The following is a 25,127-nucleotide window of genomic DNA, read 5'->3' on the forward strand; positions in this document are numbered from 1 at the left end:
CCTAACCGAGACTAAGCAACATGGACTTTAAAAACTTCACCATCAAGGCGCAGGAGGCCGTGCAGAAGGCCACCGAAATCGCCGGGGGCAACCAGCAGCAGGCCGTCGAAACGGGCCACCTGCTGAAGGGCCTCTTCCAGAGCGACGAGAGCGTCTTCTCGTTTCTCGCCAGCAAGCTCGGGGCGAACCTCAACATCCTCACCCCGCGCCTCGACGCCCTCGTGGCCGCCTACCCCAAGGTGAGCGGCGGCTCGCCCTACTTCGCCAACGAGGCCGCCGCCGCCGTGCAGCGCGCCAACGCCGCCATGAAGGATATGGGCGACGAATTCGTGTCCGTTGAACACCTGCTGCTCGGCATCCTCGGCGGCCGCGACGCCGTGGCCACCCTGCTCAAAGACACCGGCTTCAACGAGAAAGACCTCAAAGCCGCCATCAAGGAGCTGCGCGGGGGCCGCAAAGTCACGAGCCCGAGCGCCGAAGACCAGTACCAGAGCCTGAACCGCTACGCCCGCAACCTCAACGAGCAGGTGCGCACCGGCAAGATGGACCCCGTGATTGGCCGCGACGAGGAAATCCGCCGCGTGCTGCAAATCCTCTCGCGCCGCACCAAAAACAACCCCGTGCTGCTCGGCGAGCCCGGCGTGGGCAAAACCGCCATCGTGGAGGGCCTGGCCCAGCGCATCGTGGCCGGCGACGTGCCCGAAAACCTGCGCGACAAAACCATCATGAGCCTCGACATGGGCCTGCTCGTGGCCGGGGCCAAGTACAAGGGCGAGTTTGAGGAGCGCCTCAAGGCCGTCATCAAAGAAGTGACCGACTCCGACGGCCAGATTGTGCTCTTCATCGACGAGATGCACACCCTCATCGGGGCCGGCGGCGGGGGCGAGGGCGCCATGGACGCCGCCAACCTGCTCAAGCCCGCCCTGGCGCGCGGCGAGCTGCACGCCATCGGGGCCACCACGCTCAAGGAATACCAGAAGTACATCGAGAAAGACAAGGCCCTGGAGCGCCGCTTCCAGGCCGTGATGGTCGACGAGCCCTCGCAGGAAGACGCCATCAGCATCATGCGCGGCATCAAGGAGAAGTACGAGCTGCACCACGGCGTGCGCATCACCGACGACGCCGTGATAGCGGCCGTTGAGCTGAGCTCGCGCTACATCACCGACCGGTTCCTGCCCGACAAGGCCATCGACCTCATGGACGAAGCCGCCGCCAAGCTCCGCATCGAGCTGAACTCCATGCCCGTGGAGCTCGACGAGGTGCAGCGCCGCATCATGCAGCTCGAAATTGAGCGCGAGGCCATCCGCCGCGAAGACAACAAGGACCGCGAAACTGTCCTGAGCAAAGAGCTGGCCGAGCTCGGCGAGAAGCGCGACAGCCTCAAAGCCCGCTGGGAAAGCGAGAAAGGCGTCCTCACCGGCATTCAGGAGCAGAAAGAAGCCATCGAGCGCTTCAAAGTGGAAGCCGAGCAGGCCGAACGCCAGGGCGACTACGGCCGCGTGGCCGAGCTGCGCTACGGCAAAATCCAGGAAGCCGAGCAGAAGCTGAAGCAGCTGCAGGACCAGGCCAACGCCAACAAAGACGGCGGCTCGATGCTGCAGGAAGTGGTAACCTCCGAGGACATTGCCGAAGTAGTAGCCAAGTGGACCGGCATCCCCGTCAGCAAAATGCTGCAGTCGGACCGCGAGAAGCTGCTCAACCTCGAAGCCGAGCTGGGCAAGCGCGTGGCCGGCCAGTCCGAAGCCATAGCGGCCATCTCCGACGCTGTGCGCCGCTCCCGCGCCGGCCTGCAAGACCCCAAGCGGCCCATCGGCTCGTTCATCTTCCTGGGTACCACCGGCGTTGGCAAAACCGAGCTGGCCAAGGCCCTGGCCGAGTACCTGTTCAACGACGAAAACGCCATGGTGCGCATCGACATGAGCGAGTACCAGGAGCGCCACGCCACCTCGCGCCTCATCGGCGCGCCTCCCGGCTACGTGGGCTACGACGAAGGCGGCCAGCTCACCGAGGCCGTGCGCCGCAAGCCCTACTCGGTCATCCTGCTCGACGAAATCGAGAAGGCCCACCCCGACGTGTTTAACATCCTGCTGCAAGTGCTCGACGATGGCCGCCTCACCGACAACAAAGGCCGGGTGGCGAACTTCAAGAACACCATCATCATCATGACCTCCAACACGGGTGCCGACATCATTCAGAAGAACTTCAAGGAGCTGAACGACTACAACCACGACGAAGTGGTGGACCGCACCCGCGAGGAAGTAGTGGAGCGCCTCAAGCAGCACATGCGCCCCGAGTTCCTGAACCGCATCGACGAAATCGTGATGTTCCAGCCCCTCAAGCGCAAGGAAATCCGCCGCATCGTCGATATCCAGTTCCGCCAAATCCAGCAGCGCCTGGCCGAAGCCGGCATCAGCCTCGAAGCCACCGACGAGGTGCTCGACTTCCTCGGCGAGCAGGGCTTCGACCCGCAGTTCGGCGCCCGTCCGCTCAAGCGCGTGCTACAGCGCGTGATTCTCAACGAGCTGAGCAAGGACATCCTCTCCGGCCGCGTGCACAAAGACGCCGTGGTGGAAGCGGTGTTGGAAGACGGCGCGGTGAAGTTCGAGAACGTGGAGATGCCGGCGGTATAATAACCGCTCGGTTTTGAATGGGAAAGCCCCGTCAGCGTTGTGCTGGCGGGGCTTTTTATTTGTGATTTAGATTAGCTTGCAGTAATGAATATCTTTCCTATTGTAGCCGCAATCCTATCAGCAGCTTTTGTAGCTGTAAAACCTCCGTTAAAAGTTAGAGCGGTACGTCTTCATGCATACTCCCTATCAAGCTCAATATGGATACCAGTTGATACACTCAGTATTCAGAATTCAGCCCCTCTTAAAATAAAACTGAAAGAGCCAGCCCGATTTGTGGCGCAACTTGAGCAAGCCCTAGCCGCCCGCGACACTATACCTATGGATGGGTTCAAAAGTAGCTTTGTGCGGTTCTGGTTTCAGATATCATATCAAAATGGCACCATACGTTCTGTTTATTTAGCTCAAGGAAGTTCATTGCTAATTGGCACAAGGCTGTATAAATTAGATAATGAATTGAAAAAACTCATTCGTGAATATCTACCTGAGAAAGACACATATTTGCCCGTCTCGAGTAGAAAGTAGAAACTCCCGCTACCCTGGCCGCGGCGGCTACGGCGGCGGGGTGGGGAACAACTAAGTTTTTGCGGCTGGCGTTATCTTTACTCACCAAGCTACTGCACCATGCCTACGACTGCACCCAAAAAGAAAGCCGCGCCGGCCAAAGCGGGTGCGGCTAAGAAAGCAGCCGCCAAGCCGGCGAAGAAGTCGAATTTTATCCCCAACTTTTTGAAGGGAAAGGTGGTGCTGGCTCCTGATTTCTTTGAGGCCCACGAACGGCCGAAGAATTGGCCGAGCGGTGTATGAGGTATTTGCTGGATACCAATGCGCTATTGGTGGGCGGTTTGGCCTTTGAAACGCTGAAACCCAGTTACCAGCGTATCCTAACCGACCCGGCTACGGAATTGACGCTCAGTTCGGCCAGCATTTGGGAAATGGCAATTAAGGTTCGGCTGGGGAAACTGGACTTGCAAGGCGTCACGTTGGACGACTTGGCGGGCGAGTTCCGCCGGCGGGTGAAAATACGCTTGCTTCCCATCAAGCAAAGCCAACTGTTGCGTATTGCCACGCTGCCCAAAATCAAGGACCATGGCGACCCATTCGACTTGCTCATCATTGCGCAGGCGCTGACCTAAAACCTACCGGTGCTGACCTCTGACGGCAAGTTCCATTTGTACGGCGTGGAGGTGGTGAAGTAACGTTTGCAACTGCGCCCGCGAGAAACTTCGGCTACCCCGGCCGCGGCAGCCACGGCGGCGGAGGAACAAATGAAAGCCCCGTCAGCGCATAGCTGGCGGGGCTTTTTCATCTTGAAACGAAAAACCGAATTGTCAAAAGCTGCTCAGAAACTCCTGCAAGCTGACGACGAGCACCCTTGGAAACTCCAGTTGCTTGAGGACCTCAAAGTGGCGGTCGTTGGTGACCAGGTAATCGGCACTGGCGGCAATGGCGACGTCGGCAAACTTGTTGTCGTCGGGGTCGGCTTCAATCAGCTGCCATTTGTAGTAAGCTTCCTGAAACGAAATGTTGGGAGCGTTCAGCAGAATCTCGGTTACTCGCTGGGCGGTGGCTGCGGAGTACTGTTGGGTGAGCACCTCCTCATACTCCGTGAGGATTTCATTGCTGAGTATCCATTCAAATGCTTCGCTGATGAACAGCTCGTACAAGCGATGAAATGGGCTGTTGCGGTTGAGGGAAGCCAGCAGGCAATTGGTGTCGATAACTACTTGGCGCATCAGGATGGTGCATTGAGCATCCGCTCGTAGTCTTCAGCGGTGTAGCCGCGCTCGTTGTCAATGCGTTCCACTTCGGCTAGCATCTTTTTCGATAGATGCGCCACAATGACGCGGCGTAGTTCCAAAGTGTCTTCATCGCTCATGCCGCGTTCAAAAAGGCGGAGGAGGCTAATTTGCATGCTGTTGAGCCTGGTAGGTTGAATAGGGGCAGAAGTAGGCATGACGGTAGGAGGGTTGGTGCTGTAGCAAGTTAACGCCAAAGGTCTGCAAAAAGGTGCGAGTCTCTGACTGCACAGGGTACGTCCGCGAGAAACTTCCGCTACCCCTGCCGCGGCGGCCCCGGCGGCGCGGTGGGGGAGGCGGGAGTACACAGTTGTATACCTTCTACCTAAGTCCTGCGTATTTTTGGTAGCTCAGTTACACCCGCCGCTTATGGACACCGCCGCTATTACCGCCTACATTGAACTGAACCCGCAGGTGCGCTTCGGCAAGCCGGTGGTGAAGGGCACGCGCACGACCGTGGCCGAGGTGCTGGAAATGCTGGCCAACGACATGAGCGCGGCCGATATTCAGGAGGAATTTCCGGCCATTGGCCCGGCGCAGGTGCGCGCCTGCTTGCTCTATGCGGCTTATAAGGAAAGCGTGGTGCTGCTGGCGGCGTAGTTGAGTATGCGCCTGCTGCTGGATGAGAATATTTCCTGGCGTTTGGCGGCCTACCTGCGCCCGCATTGCGCAGTGGTGCTGCACGTTCGGGATATTCACCTCGATAACAGCCCCGATACCAGCATCTGGCGATACGCCAAGCAGCACAGCTACGATGTCATTACCAAAGACGAGGACTTCCTGCGGCTGGTACTGGCCGAAGGTTTTCCGCCCCGTGTGGTAGCCGTGCAAAATGCGCAGGTGCCGGTGGCCAAGCTGGCCGAGTTTCTGCTGGTGCGGCTGCCGCAAATAGAAACGTTTCTGGGTGAACAGACAGAGTTTGGCTTCTTGCAGCTTCGCCTGCCGTAACTGCGCGAAACCCTCGCCACCCCGGCCGCGGCGGCCACGGGGGCGGGGGAGTTGCAGAGCAATAAAAAGCCCCACCGGCCATGCGCCAACGGGGCTTTTTCAATTTGCAGCGAGGATTAATTCATAAAGTATTTTGCCTTTTTTAGGCGGCGCTGCACGTAGTGCGGCAGGCCTTTGCCAGCCTCTAGAGACCTGACGGCCGCGTCTTCGCGGCCATTGCTGAAACGCACCAGCTTGCCAATGCCGATGCCTGCCGGCACGCCGCCAAATACCAGAATGCCGACCGCTGTGCCGCCACCGTTGCCGGAGCTATTGCCACCGGCCGCGGCGCCCGCGATGCGCCCGGCGGCCGCCGCGCCGATAATGCTCCAGACGATTCCCCCGGTGCGGTGCTTGCTGAACAGGCGATGCACGGCCTGCACGCTATCGGCGCGCGACGGTATGGCACTGGGAACGGGCTGCTGGGCGAAGGCGGGTAGCGCCAGACTCAGGAAGAAGCCCGCGCAGAGTAATTGTTTTTTCATTAAAAGAGTAGAGTTGGGGTGTTAAAAGCAAAACATGACCACGGCGGCCTTATTGGCGACGGGCGGCCCGGCGCTCCAGGCGCTCGCGGTATTTGCGGCCGGCGGCCAGGTGCTGGGGCTTGAGCCTGGCGCGGATTTCGGGCGGCAGCGGGGCACCGGCCAGGTAGCTGGTGCGCAGGGCACTGAATTTCTTGTCGGAATAAGGGGCGTTGTGCACAAACATGTAGGTCACGCCGCCGGCCATCAGCAGCAGGCCAGCCGCCACTTGCCCGCCGGACGGGTCGCTACGCTGCGTTTGCACATAGGGCGAGGGCGATGGCGTCCCCGTTTTGGTGGCGCCCGTCATCAGGCGCAGGCCGGGCAGGGCCAACAAAATTGGTAGCTGCCCGCCCAGCCGTCTGGCGTTGAAAAAGCCCTGCACGGCATCCAGTGTATCCTGGCGGGCATCGGCCAGGGCTTGAACCGGAGAAGTGACCGGAACGGTTGCCGCGGCTGGTCGCTCGGTTTCCGGCTGAGTGGACGAAGGCGTTGCGACTGGGCTGACAGGCGCGGGGGCCAAGCCGTTGCTGGCAAGTGGGTCGGGGGCCGAGGCGGTGCCGTGCAGCGGCGCGAAGTTGCCGCGCAGGCGCCGCCGCACATCGCCTGGGAGGTGGCCGGTGGCGGCTAGCTGGCGGAGCACGCGGTGCTCGCGCCCCCAGCCAAACTGCACCAGCTTCTTAATGCCCAGAACCGAAAACCCCGCGCCAAACACCACGCCCGGCGTCCAGACGCCGGCGCTGGTAGTCTGCTGGGCCGGGATGATTGAAGCCGCCATGCCCGCCCCGCCAAAGGCCAGCCAGCCAAACCCACCGCCACGCCGCCGCTGAAACAGCTCGTGCACGGCCCGGGCCGTATCCTGGCGGGTGAGGGGAACCTGCGCAAAATTACTCATCGGGCCCGGCGCGGTTTGGGCTACTACCGGCCTGTTTGTCAACAGCGCAGCCAGGAGAAGCAAAGGGTAGCGGTGCTTCATAAAAGAAAGGCAGGGGTAAATTTCTCGCTAAGTTACCGGACTTTTGCGCGGCTTTGCTTCTTTCCATGTCCGTTTTTCAAACCTACCTGCAGCTCGGCTTCCTGCACATTTGCACGCCGCGGGCGGCCGACCACCTCACGTTCCTGCTGGCCCTGTGCGCGCCCTACGTGCTCAACGACTGGCGGCGGGTGCTGGCGTTGGTCACCAGCTTCACGGTGGGGCACTCGCTCACGCTGGCGCTGGCCACGCTGGGCGTGGTTGCGTTCAAGCCAGCCGTCATTGAGGCCCTGATTCCAATCACCATTATGACAACAGCGCTGGTGAATCTGCGCGGTGCGGGCCGGCTCATCACGCGGCGCATGCCCATATTTGCGGCCGCGCCCAATGCGCTGGCGCTGGGCTTTGGTCTGATTCACGGGCTTGGGTTTTCGTCTTATCTAAAGTCCTTGCTGGGGGCCAACAGCCGGCCGGTGGAGGAATTGTTTGCCTTCAATATAGGGGTGGAGCTAGGCCAGGTGCTAATAGTAAGCGCCATTCTGCTGCTGGGGGCGCTGCTGCTGGGCAGCCTGCGCGTGGCCCGGCGCGACTGGCTGCTCACCACCAGCGGCGCGGCCCTGGGCATTGCCACGGTGTTGCTGTTGCAGCAGTTGTGGCCGTGAGGGGTGGGAAAGAACGGTCATGCTGAGCGCAGTCGAAGCATCTCTACCGCACATCTAATCCTGTCGATTGGATTACCACTGCGGTAGAGATGCTTCGACTGCGCTCAGCATGACCGTTCTTAATTTAAGACGGCCGCCTCTCACCCCCTTGCCGCAACCCTGGCGTAACTTTAGCGACTTTCTCGGCTTTCGCTTTTTCTGATTTTTCAATTAACGCTTTCTCCATGCGTCGTTTTCTATTAGCCGGCCTGGGGTTGGCGCTGACGGGCCTGCTGCCCGCCGCCGCGCAAACCACCAACTCCGGTACCGATAAATTCGCGCAGCTCGAAACGATGCTGCCGACCCCCAACAGCTACCGCACCGCCAGCGGCGCCCCCGGCTCCGACTACTGGCAGCAACGCGCCGACTACGACATCAAAGTCACCCTGGATGATGCCAAGCAGGCCATCACGGGCCGCGAAACCATCACCTACACCAACCTCTCGCCCGACGTGCTGCCCTACCTCTGGGTGCAGCTCGACCAGAACATCTGGGACAAAAACTCGATGACGACGGCCACCGAGGTGAATTCGCTGAGCGACAAGGTGTCCTTCCGCACCCTCGAAACGCTGGTGGATGACTTCGACGGCGGCTTCCGCATCGAAAGCGTGACCGGCAAAGACGGCAAGGCCCTGCACACCGTCACGAACCACACCATGATGCGCGTGGACCTGCCCGCGCCGCTGCGGCCCCACCAGTCGGTGTCGTTCAGCGTGAAGTGGCACTACAACATCAACGACGCCACCAAGGGCGGCCGCTGCGGCTACGAGTACTTCCCGGCCGACAAGAACTACCTCTACGAGATGGCCCAGTTCTACCCGCGCATGGCCGTGTATTCCGATAACCAGGGCTGGCAGCACAAGCAGTTCCTCGGAACCGGCGAATTCACGCTGCCCTTCGGCGACTACAAGGTGAGCATCACCGCCCCGGCCGACCACGTGGTGGGCGCCACCGGCACCCTGCAAAACGCCGCCCAGGTGATGAGCGCGACGCAGCTGAAGCGCATGGAGCAGGCTAAAACGGCCAAGAAGCCGGTGCTCATCGTGAGCCAGGACGAGGCCGTGAAAGCCGAAGGCGGCCGCGCCACCGGCACCAAAACCTGGACCTACGTGGCCAAAAACGTGCGTGATTTTGCCTGGTGCAGCTCGCGCAAGTTCATCTGGGACGCCATGCAAATCACGCAGAGCGGCAAGCCCGTGCTGTGCATGAGCTACTACCCCAAGGAAGGCAACCCGCTGTGGGGCCAATACTCGACGCAGGTGGTGGCCCACACCATCAAAACTTACTCGAAATACACCATTCCCTACGCCTACCCGGTGGCCATTTCGGTGCACGGCGCCATCGGCGGCATGGAGTATCCCATGATTTGCTTCAACGGCGGCCGGCCCCAGAAGGATGGCACCTACTCGGCGCAGGTGAAATACGGGATGATTTCGGTGATTATCCACGAAGTGGGCCACAACTTCTTCCCCATGATTGTGAACTCCGACGAGCGGCAGTGGAGCTGGATGGACGAGGGCCTGAACTCCTTCACGCAGTTCCTCACCGAGCAGGAGTGGGAGCGCAACTACCCCAGCCGCCGCGGCGAGCCCCGCAACATCGCGGCCTACATGGCCACCGATAAGAGCCTGCAAACCCCGATTATGACCAACTCGGAATCGGTGCTGCAGTTCGGCAACAACGCCTACGGCAAGCCCGCCACGGCCCTCAACATCCTGCGCGAGACGGTGATGGGCCGCGAGCTGTTCGACTACGCTTTCAAAACCTACGCCCAGCGTTGGGCCTACAAGCACCCCACGCCGGCCGACTTCTTCCGCACCATGGAAGACGCTTCGGCCGTGGACCTGGACTGGTTCTGGCGCGGCTGGTTCTACACCACTGAGCACACCGACCTGGCCCTCGAATCGGTGAAAGCCTACAGCGCCAGCACCGGCAACCCGCAGGTGGAAAACGCCCGCCTGCAGCAGCAAAAAGCCGCCGCGCCGCAGTCCATCTCGGCCCAGCGCAACGCCACCGAAATCCCGAAAACGCTGGTGGAGGAGAAGCCCGAGCTCAAGGATTTCTACAACAGCTACGACCCGCTGGCCGTGACGCCCGCCGACCAGCAGCGCTACGCCACGATGCTCAGCACCCTCACCGACGAGCAGAAGCAGCGCCTCGGCGACGCGCAGAACTTCTACGAGCTGAGCTTCCGCAACGTGGGCGGTCTGGTGATGCCCATCGTGCTGCAAATGACCTACGCCGACAACACCCAGGAAATCCAGACCATCCCGGCCGAAATCTGGCGCCGAAACAACGCGGAAGTGACCAAGGTCATCGTGACCAAGAAGCCCGTCATCAGCTTCGTCATCGACCCCTTCCAGCAAACGGCCGACACGGATTTGAGCAACAACGCCTTCCCGCGCCAGCCGGCCGCCTCGCGCTTCGAGCTGTTCCAACAGCAGCAACAGCAGTCCCCGCCGAACCCCATGCAGCAGCAAACCAGCCGCACCAGCAGCCCCATGCAGAAGCTGGAGCAGAAGCCGGTAGGCAGCGGCCAGTAAGCAACGCAGGACGTCTGCCTGTCATTGCGAGGGCGAAGCCCGTGGCAATCCGTCCTCTCAGCACCAGACACGCCCTTTTGCCACAGAGCCCCGGTACCGCAATGGTGCCGGGGCTTTTTGTTGGCGTTGTCACTTATCAAAGCTAGTCGCGTGGAAAGGACGGATTGCTTCGCTGCGCTCGCAATGACAGACGAGCTTGGCCATTTGTCACGCAAAAAGCCGAAACCATGAAGCGCTGAATCAGGTACTTCGAAGCACACCAACGCCTGCCGTCATGCACTCCTTCGACCACGCCACTGCCGCTTCCCGCCGGGAATTTATTCGCACCTTGTCGTTGGGGGTGGGGGCCTCGCTGGTGGGAGCAGCGGCGCTGGCGCGGCCAGCTGCCAAGCCGTTGGGCGTGGCGCTGGTGGGCCTGGGTAAGTACAGCACCGGCCAGCTGGCGCCGGCGTTGCAGCAAACCAAGCTGTGCCGGTTGGCCGGCATCGTGACCGGCACACCCGCCAAGGCCGCGCAGTGGAAGCAGCAGTACAACTTGCCCGACGCCAACATCTACAACTACCAGACCTTCGACCGCATTGCCGACAACCCGGCCATTGACATCGTGTACGTGGTACTGCCGGTGGCCCTGCACGCCGAGTATGTGGAGCGGGCGGCGCGGGCGGGCAAGCACGTCATTTGCGAGAAGCCGATGGCCACGTCGGCCGAAGACTGCCGGCGCATGATTGCGGCCATGCAGAAGGCGGGCAAGAAATTCAGCATCGGCTACCGCCTGCACTTCGAGCCCCACCACCAGGAAATGATGCGTCTGGGCCAGACGCAGTCATTCGGCCCCATCACCCACTTGGCGGCCGACAACGGCTTTCGCTTCAACAACGACACCCCGTGGCGGGTGAGCAAGCAACTGGCCGGCGGCGGGCCCCTCATGGACATGGGCATCTACTGCGTGCAGGGCGTCATCTACACCAAGGGCCAATTGCCGGTATCGGTCACGGCCAAGTTTGCGCCCAAAACCAACCCCACGCTGTTCCGGGAAGTGGAGGAGGGGATGAGCTGGCAAATGCAGTTTGCCGACGGCGCCGTAGCCGACTGCCGCACCAGCTACGGCGAAAACCTGAGCAGCCGCCTGCGCGCCGAGGCCGCCAACGGCTGGCTGGAGCTGGAACCAGCGTTTGGCTACGGCGGCATTGCGGGCCGCACCCGGCAAGGCGCGATGAGCCTGCCCAACGTGCCCCAGCAAGCCCGCCAAATGGACGACTTTGCCGACTGCGTTCTCACCAACAAGCCTACCCGCGTGCCCGGTGAAATGGGCCTGCGCGACGTTCAACTCTTATCCGCCATCTACCGCGCCGCCGAAACCGGCCAGAAGGTGTCGACCAAAGACGTAGTGGCGGTGCTGGATAAGATGAACAGCCGTTAAAACGTGTACCTCAAAGCTCCGCTTCGGCTCGCGTTAGCATCGTTCAATGGAGCCGAAGCGGAGCTTCGGGGTACACGTTCTTATTTCTTCTCCTCGCCGCCCACCATGCGCGAAATGAGCCCGTGGTCCTCTTTCATTTCGGCCCACACCACGCCCACGACGTGAATCAGAATGAAGCCGATGATGAGGTACATCGTCACGTTGTGGGTTTCCTCGGCCAGGTGGTGAATGCCCTTGAGCCACGATACGTCCTCGAAAATCAGGATGAGGCCCGTCGCCACCATAATGGTGAGGAAAAGGTAGAACAAGGCGTAAGTGGTTTTGGCAAACAGAATCTTGCCTGCCTTGCTTTTGTCGGCAGGCGGGGCCAGGCGGTAGCGGCGCAGGACCCCCAGCAGCCGCGCCGAGAAACGCAGCTCCGACGGACCCGAGAGCTGCAGCACCAGCCAGAATACCCACAGTGCCACCAGGGCCCAGCCAAAGTAGATGTGCCAGGCCCAGATACGCTCGCTGATGATGTGCGCCAGCTCCCGCGCCTGCGGCACCGAAACGTCTTTGCCTGATGACTGCAGCTCCGTGACAGCCGACTTGGACTTGACAATCACCTTCTGGAACAGAATCGTCATCAACTGCAGGCTGATGAGCAAGGCGTTGGCCCAGTGCCAGAAGCGCAGCGTGCCGCGGTAATCTTTGGTGGGTGCTTCGACGGCGGGGGCAATGCGGGTGTCCATTTGCGATTGAATAGAGTTAAAATCAAGAAGCGGTGGCCGCTTCTGCAAGGCCCGCCGGTTGTGATGCTGTGCGGCCGGGGTATTGCAGCAAGGCCTGCGCCAGGCAGGTGAGCGCGGCGGCCAAATCAGTGCGGTTGATGACGTAAGCCAGGCGCACTTCCTGCCGGCCCAGGCCCGGTGTGTGGTAGAAGCCGTTGGCGGGCGAGAGCATCAAGGTCTGGTTATCAAGCGTGAAATCTTCCAACAGCCACTGGCCGAATTTCTCGGCATCATCCACGGGCAGGCGGGCCACTACGTAGAAGGCGCCGCCCGGCACAGGGCAGGTCACGCCGGGCATGGCTTGCAGGGCGGCCACGGTGAGGTCGCGCCGGGCCTGGTACTCGGCGCGGGTGCCGTCGAAGTAGGAGGCGGGCAGGTCGGCGGCGGCTTCGGCGGCCAGCATTTCGAGGACCGGCGGGCAAATGCGCATCTGCCCGAAGTGGAAGGCCGCCTGCCACACGTCGGGGTTGCGCGTGACGAGGGCGCCCACGTGGGCTCCGCAGGCGCTGTAGCGCTTCGAGATGGTGTCGAGCATCACCACGTGCTTTTCGCCACCGGCCAGGCTCAGGGCGCTGGTGGCCTGGGCGCCGTCGTAGCAATACTCCCGGTAAGCCTCGTCGGACAGCAGGTACAAGTCGTGCCGCTTGCACAAGCCCAGCAGGGCTTCCAGCTCGTCGCGTCGGTACACGTAGCCCGTGGGGTTGCTGGGGTTGCAGATGAGGATGGCGCGGGTGCGCTCCGTTATGACGGCCTCAAAGTCGGCCAGCGGCGGCAGGGCGAAACCGTCCTCAATGTGGGCCGTGACGGCCACGATACTCACCCCGGCCGCAATGGCGAAGGCTGTGTAGGTGCCATAAAAAGGCTCGGCCACAATGACTTCATCGCCAGGATTCAGGCAAGTGAGCATGGCGAAGTGAATGGCCTCGCTGCCTGCGGTGGTCACCATGATGTGCTCGAAGCGGGCCGGAATGCCGGCGCGCTGGTAGTAGGTTTCGAGCTTGCGGCGGTAGCTGTCGGTGCCAGCGCCGGGCGCGTAGCCCAGCACCTTCACGTCGGCGTGGCGCACGGCGTCCAGCAGTTCGGGCGGCGTCAGCACGTCGGGCTGGCCGATGTTGAGGGGGTAAACAATCTTGCCCTGCTGGCGGGCGGCCTCGGCATACGGCAACAGCTTGCGAAACGGCGAAACGGGCATGGCCTGCCCGCGCTTGGAAACCTCTAGCATAAAATCGACTTAAACCCCTGGCGCGCCCAGCTACTGCTATCGGGCTCTACCAGCGAAATATAGCGGCTGCCCGCCGCCTACAAGCACTTCTTGTACAGATTATACAGAATGCGGTTGTCGGCCTCCGTCAGCGGCCCGCCCACGTTCGTTTGAATGAAATGCAGCTTAAATGCCCGTACGGCCGCCGGCAAATCCTTGGTGTCGTAGCCGATGATGCGCAGGGCGTCTTTGGGGTTGAAGCTGGTAATCGGGCTGTTGAGGCGGGCCAGCTGGGCATCTACTTTGCTGGAGTCGACCGGCGCCTTGGGCGTCGTCAGGTCGTCCTCGGGCAGCGTCACGGTCGGGTTCAGCAGCCGGCTGGCCAGCGCGGCCGCGCTGTCGGCCACGAAGGGGCTGGGCAGCGGGCCGGCGTCGTACCATAGGCCGAAGCCATTGTCAGCCAGTCGCTTCCACGGAAAGAGGGCACTGGGGTCGTTCTTGCGGGTCGGGGCAATGTCGGCGTGGCCGATGAAATTGGCGGTGGGAATGCCGTAGGTCTTTTTGAGGCCAGCTAGCACGCGCACCAGGCTGGCCATCTGCGGCTCCGAAAACGGCTCGGTGCCGTTGTTATCGAGCTCGATGCCGATGGAGGAGGAATTGATGTCGGTGGTATTGCCCCACTTGGCCGCGCCGCCGTGCCAGGCCCGCAGGTAGTCATTCAGCATGTGAAATACCCGCCCATCGCGCCCTATCACGTAGTGCGCGCTCACCTGCGTGCGCGGCAGCGTGAACGTCTTGAGCGTCTGGGCTGTGGAGTCCTGCGCCGTGTGGTGAATGACGACGTAGTTGGGCTTGCGCAGGTTGAAGTTGGTGGTGCCCACCCAGTAGGCGCCTTGCAGCAGGCTGTCGGCGCCCGGCGTGGGCACGGGCGTGGCGCGCAAAGCCTTGGCATAGGCCTTCACCTGGGCTTTGTAGGATTTGTTGGTGGCGGAGTAGGGGTTGCGCTGGGCGGCGCAGGCCGCCATGGCGACGCTGGCAACCAGGCCCAGGCAGTAACGGAAGGTCATACCAGCAGCGGATTGGCGAGGGAAAGAAAAAGGGTCATGTGACCAATTGCGTGCAAAATACGCGTCCTAGCGTCCCTCGCCGGGAGCTTGGGCCTTGCGGAACAGGCAATGCGGAAAAATACTGATGCCAATGGTGGTGTAGCTCCGGCCCTGCTTCAGGTCGCGCACGCCCACCGAGTAGTAGGTGCTGCGGTCACTCTCGTTGTAGCCAAACGTGGCCGAGGTGCCCCAGGCAGCCTGCAGCTGCACGGGCCGGCTCTCGGTGGGGCCATCGCCCAGCCGCACCCGGAAGTAAACCATGGGCTCGCTGCGGGTCATGCGGCTGAGGCCGACGGGCAGGGCATGTTCGGTGAGCGTCGTGAAATTTACCTGCGTCACCCGGTAGGCGGCCCCGAACGACACGGCCTCGCTGGCCTGGAAAGTGCCATATACTTCCCCAAAGAGCTTGTTGTAGCGGGCATCGTACTCGTAGCGAGTCGAGGGAAATAAAATGGCCGTCCGCTCAAAGGCCGCGTTGCTGCGCGCTTGCCCAAAGCCGCCCAGCCCACCCACCAGCCATTGCTGGCCCAGCGGCCAGTAGGTGCCCACGCCCAGGTCGTACTGGTAGCCCCGGTAATAGGTAGAATCCTGCGGATTGCCGTGCCGGCTGCTGTAGGCGGCCCGCACCAGCAGGTGTCGCACCGGTGAGTAAGTGCCGGCCACTTCCACCCGGCCGCTGAGGTAGCTGCTTCCGCTGACTTCGCCCTGCTTTTTATCGGTGAGCTGCGGGGCGGCGCACTGCATGGGCATGTACACCACGCAGCTAGGCAGGAACAGGCTGCCGATGGCTAGTGCAAGAGTAAAGAGGGTTTTCATTGGAAGCGCAGAGAGATGCCGTCCGACTTTAGCCGTTCAAATTACGGCTTATAATTGCCAACTGTGGGCTGCACAATCTGAAGCAGTACATATGGGTACGGCGTCATGCCTTGCACCTCCTTCAAAGAGTGTGGTTGGGGCCCTTACGGACACTGCCGGGGCAGTACATCACCCCCACGTACGCCCGCAACGGCGCCTTTCCAAACACTGCTTCGTTGCTGATGCTACGGAGCGGCACATCATAGCTGCCTCCCGCTTGCCATTGCAGCCGGCGCCACAATGGCTGCTGCACCAGCACCGACGCCTGCAAGTAGTATTGCGAAGCCGGAGGCTGCGCCACGTCGTTCAGCAACAAGGACGTAAAGCGCGCCTGTGTCAGGCGCAAGGTGGCGCCAAACTCCTTTTCGGGGTGGCCGACGCTGGGCCACCGGGCCGTTACCTGGGCAAAACGCGTGTTGTAGTAGCCCCGCAGCTCGGGCACCGGCTGATATTTACCCTTGCCGCCACTGCTGCCGACAGTAGCGCCAATGGCAAGGCCGCCGCCAAATGAGTCCGGCGACGTGAAGCGGCCATAGCGAAAGCTGCGGCCCTGGCCCGCGCCAACGGCGGCACTGAGCCAAGTGCGACCCACCGTGAGGTAGCCGCCCAGGCCGGCTTCGTACTGGCGGTTCCGAACATAGTTGTTGGAGCTGTCGCGCTCGGCATTGTAGGCGTGCAATCCCCCAGCAGCCAGCACCAGCACATGGGGCAGCGGCGAGGCAATGGCCGCCGCCTGCCCACCGTACGGAAACTGCCAGTTGGCTGCGGCGGCCACGTCGCCGGGCTTGCGCACGGCCGGCAGCGTCCCCAGCATCGGCTGGTACAGGGTGCAGCCGCTGGCCGCAATGGCTAACAACCCAAAGTATAAACGACGCATAGGCCAATTGATTAGCGGTTAAGCACCCCTAGATAGGTGCGTCGCCACCTACCTCACAACCCAATAGTCAGCAAAGAAGGACTTCTGCTACGGCAATGCTTGCTGTAAAAAGAGCCTGCTCGAACTCCCAGGCATGTTTTCAATGCGGAAAATCAGACTTTGCAAAAAGCTGAAAATCAAACGCCCCCGCCAAATTCATGGCGGGGGCGTTTGGATTGTTTGATGAAATGCAGGGCTACTTCGCATACGCCACGGCGCGCATCTCCCGAATCACGGTGATTTTAATCTGGCCGGGGTACTGCATTTCCTTCTCGATTTTCTGCGAGATTTCGTAGCTCAGCTCATTGGCGCGCTCGTCGGTCACGTTCTCGGCGTCCACCATCACGCGCAGCTCGCGGCCGGCTTGAATGGCGAAGCATTGGTTCACGCCCTTGAAGCCGTTGGCGGTTTCTTCCAGCTGCTTGAGGCGCTTGATGTAGCTTTCCATCATCTCGCGCCGGGCGCCGGGGCGCGAGCCCGAAATGGCGTCGCAGGCCTGCACCAGCGGCGAAATCATGGCCGTCATCTCAATCTCGTCGTGGTGGGCGCCGATGGCGTTTACCACATCGGGGTGCTCTTTCCACTTCTTGGCCATCTCCATGCCCAGAATGGCGTGGGGCAGTTCGGGCTCCTCGGTGCTCACCTTGCCGATGTCGTGCAGCAGGCCGGCGCGCTTGGCTTTCTTCACGTCGAGGCCCATCTCGGCCGCCATGGTGGCGCAGAGGTTGGCCACTTCGCGGCTATGTTGCAGCAGGTTCTGGCCGTAGGAAGAGCGGAAGCGCATGCGGCCCACCATCTTAATCAGCTCGGGGTGCAGGCCGTGAATGCCGAGGTCGATGATGGTTTTCTCACCGATTTCAACGATTTCTTCCTCGATGTTCTTGCGGGTTTTGGCCACGATTTCTTCCACGCGGGCGGGGTGAATGCGGCCGTCTTTCACCAACAAGTGCAGCGAGAGGCGGGCAATTTCGCGGCGCACCGGGTCGAAGCCCGAGATGATGATGGCCTCGGGGGTGTCATCCACGATGATTTCGACGCCCGTGGCGGCTTCCAGCGCGCGGATGTTGCGGCCCTCGCGGCCGATGATTTTGCCCTTTACGTCGTCGCTTTCAATGTTGAACACCGACACGCAGTTCTCGATGGCGTGCTCCGAAGCCGTGCGCTGAATGGTTTCCAGCACAATCTTTTTGGCGTCCTTGGTAGCCGTGAGCTTGGCCTGGGCCACGGTGTCCTTCACGTAGGAGCTGGCCTGAATCTGAGCCTCGTTCTTGAGGCTTTCAACCAACTGCTCGCGGGCTTCGGCGGCGGTCAGGTTGGCGATGGTTTCGAGCTGGCGCTGCACGTTGTGCAGCTGCTCGTCGGCCTCGCGCTGCTTGGCTTCCAGCTCGGCCATGGTCTCCTCGTGGTCGAGGCGGCGCTTCTCGGCCTGGGCCTCGAGTTTGTCGCGCAGCTGCTGGGTGTCGGCCTGGTTTTTCTCGCGCTGGCGCTCCAGGTCGGCCTCCTTTTTCTGAAGTTGTTCGAGTTGGCGCTGGGTGGTTTCGGTGAGCAGCTTGATGCTCTGCTCCTGTTCGGTCACGCCCTGGCGGCGCTGGGTAAGCTCGCCATCCAGCTCGGCTTTGAGGCGCTTGCTTTCCTGGTCGAACTCGTTGCGCAGGCTCTTGAACTTGTTCTTGCTCTGCTCCAGGCGCTCGTCGGCCTGCTTTATTTTCTCGTCGCGAAGGCGGTTGCCTTTCTCCTCGGCCTCGCGGAGAATTTGCTGGGCGCGGGCCTGGGCCTCGCCTTCGTGGTCGAGCCGGGCTTTGCCGGCCAGCTGTTTACCAACCAGGTAGCCGGCCACAAGGGCGACCACCGCAGTGAGCAAACAGTATAATATGGTGGGTGACATGTAATTATGGTTTTTGGGGTGGGTAAAAAACCATAACCAGGTAGAACAGAAGTGCCCGGGCGGGGCGGAAGCGGCCGATTGCCGCGCCGCCCAACCGGGCCAACGAGTGTGTGGGTGCCGGGCGGGCTAACTCAGCCCGCCAGCACCACGCCGGCTAGCAGCTCGTCGAAACGAGCCAGCCGTTCGGTCAGCGCCGCATCGGTGCCATCCTTTTCCTTGCTCACTTTCAATTGGTCGGCCATGGTGGCAAGCGCTACCATGGCCAGCAAGTCCTGCTTGTCCTGAATGCCGTAGCCTTCCCGGAATTCGCGCAGCTTGTCGCCCAGCAGTCGTCCGGCCAGGCGCAGCCGTTCCTCATCCTGCACGTCCACGCGCATGGGATAGTCCCGGTCAGCAATACGAATTTTGATGGCTAGCTCGCTCATGCGGCAGAAGTTACGGCGGGGGAGGGGGGAAGGGTCAGTGGGTTAGTCTCTCAAATAGGCAAGACACTTGTCCAGTTCGCGGATGTATTCGTTGAGGCGTAGTTTAAGTTCGTTGGCGTGGGTGGGTTCCCCAGCTATGGTGTGTACAAGTTTAACAATATTTTCCTGGTTTTGTCGCTCCTTGAGCTGCCGGTCCTTCTCGCGCACGTCGGCCTTGAGCTGCTGAATGGTGGTGGTGGCATCGGCCATCTCCTCGCGCAGTTCCTGATAGGCAGCCACTAAGGTGGTAATCTGCCGCTCCAGGCGGTCGAGTTGCGCAAGCTGTTGGGAAGAGGCCACGGGCAGGAAATTTTTGCGTGAAGATAAAGCCGCCGGCCGAAAGCTACGCTTTACCCCGCACTTGCTCGCGGCTTGTGCCTCAGAGAGGTTTGATTATGAAGCGGGCGTGCACCAAAATAAAAACCGCCCAAAAAAGTAGAACGTCATGCTGAGCTTGTCGAAGCAGCTCCACCGCGCAGCAAATAATTACTGTTGCGGTAAAGCTGCTTCGCTTTCGCTCAGCATGACGTTCAATCAGCTACGTGCCTAAAGCCAGTAGCAAATGGTTCTGCCTACGACTTGCCCTTCTTGGTTTTCACCTTCAGCTTGCTGCCGTCATCGGCTTTGTCCTTTATTTTCTCGTCGGTGACGGGCATGGTCATCTGGGCTGGCGCGGCGTTGGGCATCTTCTGCATGTCGGCCGATGCCACGGGCTTGCCTTCCACGTCGAGCTGCACCACGGGGTAGCCCAGGGCCTGCAGCGAGGGCAACTGCTTCTCGTCGCCCACCACCACGATGTACATTTTGTCGGCGGGCAGGTACTTTTTGGCAATGGCCTGCACGTCTTCCTTCTTCAGGTTTTTCAGGATTTCCGTCTGCTGGTTCACGTAGGTCGGGTCGAGGTTGTACTCCACCAGGCGCGAGAGGAAGCCGGCTTTCTGCTGGCCGGTTTCGTAGCGCAGGGCGTCGCTCTGGCCAATGGACGACTGCGTGAAGGCCAGTTCCTCATCGGAAATACCATTGGGGTAGTTCGTGATTTCGCTCATGAACTCCTTCACCGAGGCTGCCGTGGCATCGGCGCGCACGCCGGCCGAGGCCGTGAACGGACCCGCGTAGCGCGTGCCTGCGAAGCCCGAGCGGGCGCCGTAGGTGAAGCCCTTGTTCTCGCGCAGGTTCAGGTTGATGCGCGAGTTGAATGCCTGGCCCAGCACGTAGTTCGAGAGGTAGGCTTTGTAGTACGGGCCGGTGGCGTCGTACTTCATGTCGGTGAGGTAGCCCACGCGGATTTCCGACTGCGCGGCGCCCGGCTTGTTCACGAAGTAGATGGTGGTCTTGTCGGGCTGCACGCCGGCCATGTCGGTCGGGATGGTCACGTCCTTCTTGGCCCAGTTTTTCAGGAAGCCCAGGTTGGCATCGAGGGTGGGCTGGTCCACGTCGCCCACGGCCACGAGGTAGCTCACGTTGGGTGCGTAGTAAGTGTTGTAGAAGCTCTTCACGTCGTCGAGCGTGAGGCTGCTCACCGAGGTCGTATTGCCGGCCACCGGCGTGCCGGCGATGTTGCCGGTGCCGTAAAGCAGGCGGCTATACGTTTGGTCGGCAATGACGGTGGGCTGGTTCACCGCGTTGGCAATGCCCTCAAGCTGCTGCTTTTTCACGCGGGCGAAATCGGCGGCGTCGAAGCGCGGGTGCAGCAGGCGCTGGTCGAGCAGGGCCATGGTGGCGGGCAGGTTCTTGGTCAGGCTCTGCACATACACCGTGGTTTCGTTGTCGCCGGCGTTCACCGACACCGACGAGCCCAGCTTGTCGAGGGCCGCCGTGAACTGCTCACTGGTGTACTTCTCCGAGCCCTCATTCAGCATGCTGGCCGTGAGCTGGGCAATGCCCGCCTTTCCGGGCATGGCCTGCTCCAGGCGGTGGCCGCCGCGGATGGTCAGGCGCATGGTCACGGCCGGAATCTCGGCGTTTTTCGTGCCCACCACTTTCAGGCCGTTGGGCAGGGTTTCCTGGTACAGGGCGGGCACTTTCACCACGGGGTTGGTGCCAGCGCCGGGCTGCTTGCTGCGGTCAAAATTGTCCGTCGGCTTCACGTATTTCAGGCCGGCGTAGCCGTAGTCGGGCGCTTTGTAGCCCGATTTGTCCACGGTGTAGTTGTCGGGTTTGGCCGCGGCCACGCCGCCGGTTTTGGGCACCACGCTCAGAATCACGGCGTGCTTGCCTTTCACGTACTTGTCGTACACGCGCTGCACGTCGGCCTTGGTGAGGGCGCGCAGCTCCTTCAACTCAACGGTGAGGTAGTTGGGGTTGTTGAAGTAGGTTTGGTTGGCGGCCAGCTGGCTCACCTTGCCTTGCACGCTGGCCAGGCTGTTGATTACCTGTGCTTCAGTCTGGGCCTTGAAGCGCTGCACGTCGTCGTCGCTCACGCCGCGCTTCTCAAATTCTTTCAGCGTGTTGCGAATGATAACCTCCGTGCTGTCGAGCGTCTTGCCGGGTAGGGGCAGCGCTATCAAATCGAGGAAGCCGCCCAGCTCCGAGTTTTGCTGGTAAGCCTGCGCCTGCACGGTTTTCTGGTTCTTCACCAGGTTTTTGTAGAGCAGCGAGGTTTTGCCGCCGCCCAGAATCTCGGCCAGTGCGTCGAGGGCCACGGCGTCGGGGTGGCCGTTGGGCACTGTCGGAAACACCATTTGCAGCATCGGGAAGCGCACGTTGTCCTGGTAGCTCACGTAGCGGTCGGCGGTGAGCACCGGGGCGGGCAGCTTCTGCACCGGCACGGCCGGCCCGCGCTTGATGGAGCCAAAGTATTTCTCGGCCAGCTTCACCACCTCGGCGGGCTTCACGTCGCCGCCCACAGTCAGGGTGGCGTTGTTGGGGCCATACCAGCGCAGGAAGAAGTTCTTGAGGTCGTCCACGTTCGAGCGGTCAAGGTCTTCGAGGTAGCCGATGGTGAGCCAGGAGTAGGGGTGGCCGTAGGGGTACAGCGTTTTCGAGATGTATTCGCTCGCCAGGCCGTAGGGGCGGTTGTCGTAGTTCTGGCCCCGCTCGTTTTTCACGGTCGAGCGCTGAATCTCGAACTTCTTCTGGCTCACGGCGTCGAGCAGGAAGCCCATGCGGTCGGCTTCGAGCCACATGCCGGTTTCGAGCTGGTTGCTGGGCAGCGTCTCGAAATAGTTGGTGCGGTCCTGGTTGGTGGTGCCGTTCAGGGTGCCGCCGGCGGCCGTCACAATCTTGAAGTGCTGCTGGTCGCCTACGTGGTCGGAGCCCTGAAACATCATGTGCTCGAAGAAGTGGGCGAAGCCCGACTTGCCAATCTGCTCACGGGCCGAGCCCACGTGGTAGGTCACGTCCACGTGCACCAGCGGGTCGGAGTGGTCTTCGGCCACGATGAGCGTGAGGCCGTTGGGCAGCACATACTTCTCGTAGGGAATGACGACCTGGCCGGGCTGCTTGGTCACTTTCTCGACGAGCTTGGTGCCGCCGGGCGTGGTCATCAGGGCCGCAGTTTTGGCCGTGCTGGCCTTGGCGGCCGGTTTTTGCTGGGCAAAGCTGACGGTTGTCATCAAGGCCAAACCCAGGGTTGAGAGGAAACGAAGGTTCATTTTTGGAGAAAAGGTGAAACAACTAGAAACGAGCGAAGAAATTCAAGCCGCAACTTACGGCTTCTGGCGCAACCACCACGCAAAGCGCGTGGCGCGGTTGAGCTTGCGCAGCAAGGTCAAAAACTACATCGACGAGGTTGCGTGGCAATTACCTGTTTTGGTGATAAAAAGGCAGGCCCTGAAGCACAAAAGCCGCAGAAGAAATTCTCCTGCGGCTTTTTCATTAAGAATTTACCAAAAACTATTTCCGAATCAGCGCGCCGGCCTGCTTCTCAAACTGCTGAATGAGCTTTTGCATCACTTGGTCGATGACCTGCTCGCTGAGCGTTTGAGTAAAGTCCTGCAGCGTGAAGCTCACCGAGTACGACTTCTTGCCCGCGCCCAGGTTCTCGCCGGCGTACACATCGAACACGTTGCTGCTTTGCAGCAGCTTCTTCTCAGTCTTCCGGGCAATCTGCTGGAGCTGGTCGAAGGTCACGGCCGCGTCCACCACGATGCTCAGGTCGCGGCGCACCTCCGGGAACTTGGGCAGCTCGCGGGCCGTCAGCGTCGGCTTGTATTTCTTGCTCAGGGCATCCCAATCCAGCTCGGCGTACCACACCGGCTGCGTCACGTCCATCTTTTTCAGCACCGAGGCCGCCACCGCGCCGAGCTGGGCCAGCGGCTGGTTGTGCACCAGCAGCGTGAGGCCGCCGGCCAGGTACGCGTGCTGCACCGGCTGCGAGGCCGCCCCGCCGAAGCCCAGGGCCGCCAGCACATGCTGCACCGCGCCCGCCAGGTCGTGGAAGGCTACTTTCTCGGACTTGTGCTGCCAGGTTTCGCCGCTGGCGTTGCCCGTCAGGTACAGCACCAGCTTGTTCTTCTCCTGGTACTTGCCGTTCTCGTTCTGCGAGTACACCTTACCGAACTCGTACAGCTTCAAGTCGCGCTGGCGGCGGTTGAGGTTGTGCCGAATCACCTCCAGGCCCGAGTGCAGCAGCGTGGGCCGCATCACGTTCAGGTCGATGCTGTTGTAGTTGAGAATGCGCACCAGCGAGGCATCCGTTTCGCCGTCCTTCTCAAAGTATAGCGAGTTGGTGAGCGAGTTGGTCAGAATCTCCGAGAAGCCCTGGCCGCTGAGCAGCGAGGCAATTTTCACCCGCGTCACTTCCGGGTCGGGGTTGGGGAATTTGGCCAAGAAGGAAGCCGAGTTGTTGGGCCGCAGGGCCACGTTGTTGTAGCCGTAGATGCGCAGAATTTCCTCAATCACGTCGGCCTCGCGGGTCACATCCACTTTGTGGGGCGGCACGGTCAGCGTCCAGGTGTCCTGGTCGCCGGCGTCGGGGTTGGCTTCGCTGATTTCAATGTCGAGGTCCGTCAGAATCTGGCGGATGCGCTCGGGCGCGATGTACTGGCCCACCAGCCGCTCCACGCGGGGCAGGCGCAGGCGCACCGTAGCCGGCGGCACGGGCGTGGGGTACTCGTCCACCACGGGCGCGGCCACGGTGGCGCCGGCCACTTCCTGCAGCAGCAGCGCGGCACGTTGCAGGGCCACGGGCACCATGTTGGGGTCGGTGCCGCGCTCGAAGCGGAAGGAAGCGTCGGTTTTCAGCTGGTGGGTTTGCGAAGTGCGGCGCACAGCGGCAGGGCCGAAGTAGGCGCTCTCCAGGAACACGCGGCTGGTGCCCTCGCTCACGCCCGAGGTTTTGCCACCGAACACGCCGGCCAGCGCCATCGGCGCGCCGTTGGCATCGGCAATCACCAAATCCTCGGCTTTGAGGCTGCGCTCTACGCCGTCCAGCGTCACGAACTTCTCGCCCGCCTCAGCGCGCTTCACGCGAATCTGGCCGCCGGTAATCTGGTCGGCATCGAAGGCGTGCAGCGGCTGGCCCAGCTCGTGCAATACGAAGTTGGTCACGTCCACCACGTTGTTAATTGGGCTCAGCCCAATGCTGCGCAGGCGGCGCTGCAACCACTCCGGCGAGGGGCCCACCTGCACGGTTGTAAGAAGCAGACCGGCGTAGCGCGGGGAGGCTTCCACGTCTTCAATCGTCACCTTGATATTAGAAGCCGCCGACTCTGGCGCCGCGAAGCCGCTCACGTCGGGCAGGTGGCAGGGCTGGCGCAGCAGGGCGCGCAGTTCGCGGGCCACGCCGTAGTGCGAGGCGGCATCGGCCCGGTTGGGCGTGAGGCCGATTTCGTACACCGTATCGGAGCCCAGGCCGAAGTAGTCGGCGGCGGGCGTGCCATTAGGCAGGTCGGTGTCGAGCACCATGATGCCGGCGTGCGAGGCCCCGAGGCCGATTTCATCCTCGGCGCAAATCATGCCCTCAGAGGCCGCGCCGCGGATTTTGCTTTTCTTGATTTTGAAGGGCTCGCCGGAGGCAGGGTGCAGCTCGGCGCCTTCGAGGGCCACCACCACGCGCTGGCCGGCGGCCACGTTGGGGGCGCCGCACACAATCTGGCGCGGGGTGCCGTCGCCCACGTCCACGGTGGTCAGACTGAGCTTGTCGGCGTCGGGGTGGCGCTCGCAGGTGAGCACCTTGCCCAGCACCACGCCGCGCAGGCCGCCGGGAATGCTTTCCAGCTCCTCCATGCTCTCCACTTCCAGGCCCGAGCCGGTGAGCAGGGCGCCAATCTCAGCGGCGGGTTTGTCGGTTGGAATGAGGGTTTTAAGCCAGTCGAGGGAAATACGCATTGGTCGTTGTTCGTTGCTAATTGTCAGTTGTCAGGCCGCTGACGACGGGGCAAAGGTACGGCGGGGCAAAATGACTGAATTGAAGGGTG

22 protein-coding genes are annotated in these 25,127 nt (G+C 61.7%); 8 read left to right on the forward strand and 14 right to left on the reverse strand.

Features of this window, described 5'->3' with window-relative positions; all coding sequences use genetic code 11:
- Positions 1-20: 20 nt before the first annotated feature.
- The 3 genes from clpB to MTP16_RS10185 all read left to right on the forward strand — a co-directional run bounded on the left by clpB (position 21) and on the right by MTP16_RS10185 (position 3,763).
- The gene (gene clpB, locus MTP16_RS10175) at positions 21-2,630 is read left to right on the forward strand and encodes an ATP-dependent chaperone ClpB (RefSeq protein WP_243519276.1); all 2,610 of its coding nucleotides are present in this window, start codon (positions 21-23) and stop codon (positions 2,628-2,630) included.
- An 84-nt stretch (positions 2,631-2,714) separates the two neighbouring features.
- On the forward strand, positions 2,715-3,152 hold the full coding sequence (locus MTP16_RS10180; protein ID WP_243519279.1) for a hypothetical protein: 438 nt from the start codon (positions 2,715-2,717) through the stop codon (positions 3,150-3,152).
- Positions 3,153-3,430: 278 nt separating this feature from the next.
- Positions 3,431-3,763: a type II toxin-antitoxin system VapC family toxin gene (locus tag MTP16_RS10185; RefSeq protein WP_243519282.1), complete on the forward strand. Its 333-nt coding sequence runs from the start codon at positions 3,431-3,433 to the stop codon at positions 3,761-3,763.
- A gap of 195 nt (positions 3,764-3,958) precedes the next feature.
- Here MTP16_RS10185 and MTP16_RS10190 read toward each other — a convergent pair whose 3' ends face one another.
- Positions 3,959-4,363: a putative toxin-antitoxin system toxin component, PIN family gene (locus MTP16_RS10190; protein ID WP_243519285.1), complete on the reverse strand. Its 405-nt coding sequence runs from the start codon at positions 4,361-4,363 to the stop codon at positions 3,959-3,961.
- Positions 4,363-4,584, reverse strand: coding sequence for a hypothetical protein (locus MTP16_RS10195; RefSeq protein WP_243519287.1), 222 nt, complete (start codon positions 4,582-4,584; stop codon positions 4,363-4,365). The genes MTP16_RS10190 and MTP16_RS10195 overlap by 1 nt, the downstream gene beginning before the upstream one ends.
- A gap of 211 nt (positions 4,585-4,795) precedes the next feature.
- Between MTP16_RS10195 and MTP16_RS10200 the strand changes: the two genes are divergently transcribed.
- Complete coding sequence (locus tag MTP16_RS10200) at positions 4,796-5,026, forward strand: DUF433 domain-containing protein (protein ID WP_243519290.1); 231 nt, start codon at positions 4,796-4,798, stop codon at positions 5,024-5,026.
- Positions 5,027-5,032: 6 nt separating this feature from the next.
- Entirely contained in the window at positions 5,033-5,374 is a 342-nt protein-coding gene (locus MTP16_RS10205; RefSeq protein WP_243519294.1) for a DUF5615 family PIN-like protein, read from the forward strand.
- 116 nt (positions 5,375-5,490) lie between these two features.
- Here the strand turns inward: MTP16_RS10205 and MTP16_RS10210 are convergent, their stop codons facing one another.
- Together MTP16_RS10210 and MTP16_RS10215 are read right to left on the reverse strand one after the other, a co-directional pair.
- Entirely contained in the window at positions 5,491-5,898 is a 408-nt protein-coding gene (locus tag MTP16_RS10210) for a hypothetical protein (RefSeq protein WP_243519296.1), read from the reverse strand.
- 49 nt (positions 5,899-5,947) lie between these two features.
- Complete coding sequence (locus MTP16_RS10215) at positions 5,948-6,910, reverse strand: hypothetical protein (RefSeq protein ID WP_243519299.1); 963 nt, start codon at positions 6,908-6,910, stop codon at positions 5,948-5,950.
- A 65-nt stretch (positions 6,911-6,975) separates the two neighbouring features.
- On the opposite strand from MTP16_RS10215, the gene MTP16_RS10220 reads away from it, so the two are divergent.
- From MTP16_RS10220 to MTP16_RS10230, 3 genes are all read left to right on the forward strand, one after another.
- On the forward strand, positions 6,976-7,569 hold the full coding sequence (locus MTP16_RS10220) for a HupE/UreJ family protein (protein WP_243519303.1): 594 nt from the start codon (positions 6,976-6,978) through the stop codon (positions 7,567-7,569).
- A gap of 224 nt (positions 7,570-7,793) precedes the next feature.
- A complete protein-coding gene (locus MTP16_RS10225; protein WP_243519306.1) occupies positions 7,794-10,151 on the forward strand; it encodes a M1 family metallopeptidase in 2,358 nt (785 codons plus the stop codon).
- Positions 10,152-10,425: 274 nt separating this feature from the next.
- Entirely contained in the window at positions 10,426-11,571 is a 1,146-nt protein-coding gene (locus tag MTP16_RS10230; RefSeq protein ID WP_243519309.1) for a Gfo/Idh/MocA family protein, read from the forward strand.
- Positions 11,572-11,651: 80 nt separating this feature from the next.
- Here MTP16_RS10230 and MTP16_RS10235 read toward each other — a convergent pair whose 3' ends face one another.
- The 10 genes from MTP16_RS10235 to pheT form a co-directional block, all read right to left on the reverse strand.
- Positions 11,652-12,302 carry a cytochrome b/b6 domain-containing protein gene (locus MTP16_RS10235; protein WP_243519312.1) on the reverse strand — a complete coding sequence of 217 codons (651 nt, stop codon included), beginning with the start codon at positions 12,300-12,302 and terminating at the stop codon, positions 11,652-11,654.
- Positions 12,303-12,324: 22 nt separating this feature from the next.
- Positions 12,325-13,563: a pyridoxal phosphate-dependent aminotransferase gene (locus MTP16_RS10240; protein WP_243519315.1), complete on the reverse strand. Its 1,239-nt coding sequence runs from the start codon at positions 13,561-13,563 to the stop codon at positions 12,325-12,327.
- A gap of 77 nt (positions 13,564-13,640) precedes the next feature.
- Entirely contained in the window at positions 13,641-14,609 is a 969-nt protein-coding gene (locus MTP16_RS10245) for an N-acetylmuramoyl-L-alanine amidase (RefSeq protein WP_243519318.1), read from the reverse strand.
- Positions 14,610-14,675: 66 nt separating this feature from the next.
- Positions 14,676-15,464, reverse strand: coding sequence for a hypothetical protein (locus MTP16_RS10250; RefSeq protein ID WP_243519344.1), 789 nt, complete (start codon positions 15,462-15,464; stop codon positions 14,676-14,678).
- Between the two features lie 121 nt (positions 15,465-15,585).
- Positions 15,586-16,380 (reverse strand): hypothetical protein, encoded by a 795-nt coding sequence (locus tag MTP16_RS10255; RefSeq protein ID WP_243519347.1) that lies wholly within the window; start codon positions 16,378-16,380, stop codon positions 15,586-15,588.
- 235 nt (positions 16,381-16,615) lie between these two features.
- Positions 16,616-18,304: a ribonuclease Y gene (gene rny, locus MTP16_RS10260; protein ID WP_243519350.1), complete on the reverse strand. Its 1,689-nt coding sequence runs from the start codon at positions 18,302-18,304 to the stop codon at positions 16,616-16,618.
- 131 nt (positions 18,305-18,435) lie between these two features.
- A complete protein-coding gene (locus MTP16_RS10265; protein WP_243519352.1) occupies positions 18,436-18,729 on the reverse strand; it encodes a cell division protein ZapA in 294 nt (97 codons plus the stop codon).
- A 42-nt stretch (positions 18,730-18,771) separates the two neighbouring features.
- Positions 18,772-19,068, reverse strand: a complete 297-nt coding sequence (locus tag MTP16_RS10270) for a hypothetical protein (protein WP_243519355.1) — start codon at positions 19,066-19,068, stop codon at positions 18,772-18,774.
- 272 nt (positions 19,069-19,340) lie between these two features.
- On the reverse strand, positions 19,341-22,361 hold the full coding sequence (locus MTP16_RS10275) for a M16 family metallopeptidase (protein WP_317244103.1): 3,021 nt from the start codon (positions 22,359-22,361) through the stop codon (positions 19,341-19,343).
- 241 nt (positions 22,362-22,602) lie between these two features.
- A complete protein-coding gene (gene pheT, locus MTP16_RS10280) occupies positions 22,603-25,038 on the reverse strand; it encodes a phenylalanine--tRNA ligase subunit beta (RefSeq protein ID WP_243519358.1) in 2,436 nt (811 codons plus the stop codon).
- Positions 25,039-25,127 lie beyond the last annotated feature (89 nt).

This window comes from Hymenobacter monticola, assembly GCF_022811645.1.
In the GTDB taxonomy this organism is placed as follows: domain Bacteria; phylum Bacteroidota; class Bacteroidia; order Cytophagales; family Hymenobacteraceae; genus Hymenobacter; species Hymenobacter monticola.

What these genes read in the sequence shown, in the direction of transcription:
- clpB (WP_243519276.1), top strand. Translation starts at nt 21, where the DNA reads ATGGACTTTAAAAACTTCACCATCAAGGCGCAGGAGGCCGTGCAGAAG.
- MTP16_RS10180 (WP_243519279.1), top strand. Translation starts at nt 2,715, where the DNA reads ATGAATATCTTTCCTATTGTAGCCGCAATCCTATCAGCAGCTTTTGTA.
- MTP16_RS10185 (WP_243519282.1), top strand. Translation starts at nt 3,431, where the DNA reads ATGAGGTATTTGCTGGATACCAATGCGCTATTGGTGGGCGGTTTGGCC.
- MTP16_RS10190 (WP_243519285.1), bottom strand. Translation starts at nt 4,363, where the DNA reads ATGCGCCAAGTAGTTATCGACACCAATTGCCTGCTGGCTTCCCTCAAC.
- MTP16_RS10195 (WP_243519287.1), bottom strand. Translation starts at nt 4,584, where the DNA reads ATGCCTACTTCTGCCCCTATTCAACCTACCAGGCTCAACAGCATGCAA.
- MTP16_RS10200 (WP_243519290.1), top strand. Translation starts at nt 4,796, where the DNA reads ATGGACACCGCCGCTATTACCGCCTACATTGAACTGAACCCGCAGGTG.
- MTP16_RS10205 (WP_243519294.1), top strand. Translation starts at nt 5,033, where the DNA reads ATGCGCCTGCTGCTGGATGAGAATATTTCCTGGCGTTTGGCGGCCTAC.
- MTP16_RS10210 (WP_243519296.1), bottom strand. Translation starts at nt 5,898, where the DNA reads ATGAAAAAACAATTACTCTGCGCGGGCTTCTTCCTGAGTCTGGCGCTA.
- MTP16_RS10215 (WP_243519299.1), bottom strand. Translation starts at nt 6,910, where the DNA reads ATGAAGCACCGCTACCCTTTGCTTCTCCTGGCTGCGCTGTTGACAAAC.
- MTP16_RS10220 (WP_243519303.1), top strand. Translation starts at nt 6,976, where the DNA reads ATGTCCGTTTTTCAAACCTACCTGCAGCTCGGCTTCCTGCACATTTGC.
- MTP16_RS10225 (WP_243519306.1), top strand. Translation starts at nt 7,794, where the DNA reads ATGCGTCGTTTTCTATTAGCCGGCCTGGGGTTGGCGCTGACGGGCCTG.
- MTP16_RS10230 (WP_243519309.1), top strand. Translation starts at nt 10,426, where the DNA reads ATGCACTCCTTCGACCACGCCACTGCCGCTTCCCGCCGGGAATTTATT.
- MTP16_RS10235 (WP_243519312.1), bottom strand. Translation starts at nt 12,302, where the DNA reads ATGGACACCCGCATTGCCCCCGCCGTCGAAGCACCCACCAAAGATTAC.
- MTP16_RS10240 (WP_243519315.1), bottom strand. Translation starts at nt 13,563, where the DNA reads ATGCTAGAGGTTTCCAAGCGCGGGCAGGCCATGCCCGTTTCGCCGTTT.
- MTP16_RS10245 (WP_243519318.1), bottom strand. Translation starts at nt 14,609, where the DNA reads ATGACCTTCCGTTACTGCCTGGGCCTGGTTGCCAGCGTCGCCATGGCG.
- MTP16_RS10250 (WP_243519344.1), bottom strand. Translation starts at nt 15,464, where the DNA reads ATGAAAACCCTCTTTACTCTTGCACTAGCCATCGGCAGCCTGTTCCTG.
- MTP16_RS10255 (WP_243519347.1), bottom strand. Translation starts at nt 16,380, where the DNA reads ATGCGTCGTTTATACTTTGGGTTGTTAGCCATTGCGGCCAGCGGCTGC.
- rny (WP_243519350.1), bottom strand. Translation starts at nt 18,304, where the DNA reads ATGTCACCCACCATATTATACTGTTTGCTCACTGCGGTGGTCGCCCTT.
- MTP16_RS10265 (WP_243519352.1), bottom strand. Translation starts at nt 18,729, where the DNA reads ATGAGCGAGCTAGCCATCAAAATTCGTATTGCTGACCGGGACTATCCC.
- MTP16_RS10275 (WP_317244103.1), bottom strand. Translation starts at nt 22,361, where the DNA reads ATGAACCTTCGTTTCCTCTCAACCCTGGGTTTGGCCTTGATGACAACC.
- pheT (WP_243519358.1), bottom strand. Translation starts at nt 25,038, where the DNA reads ATGCGTATTTCCCTCGACTGGCTTAAAACCCTCATTCCAACCGACAAA.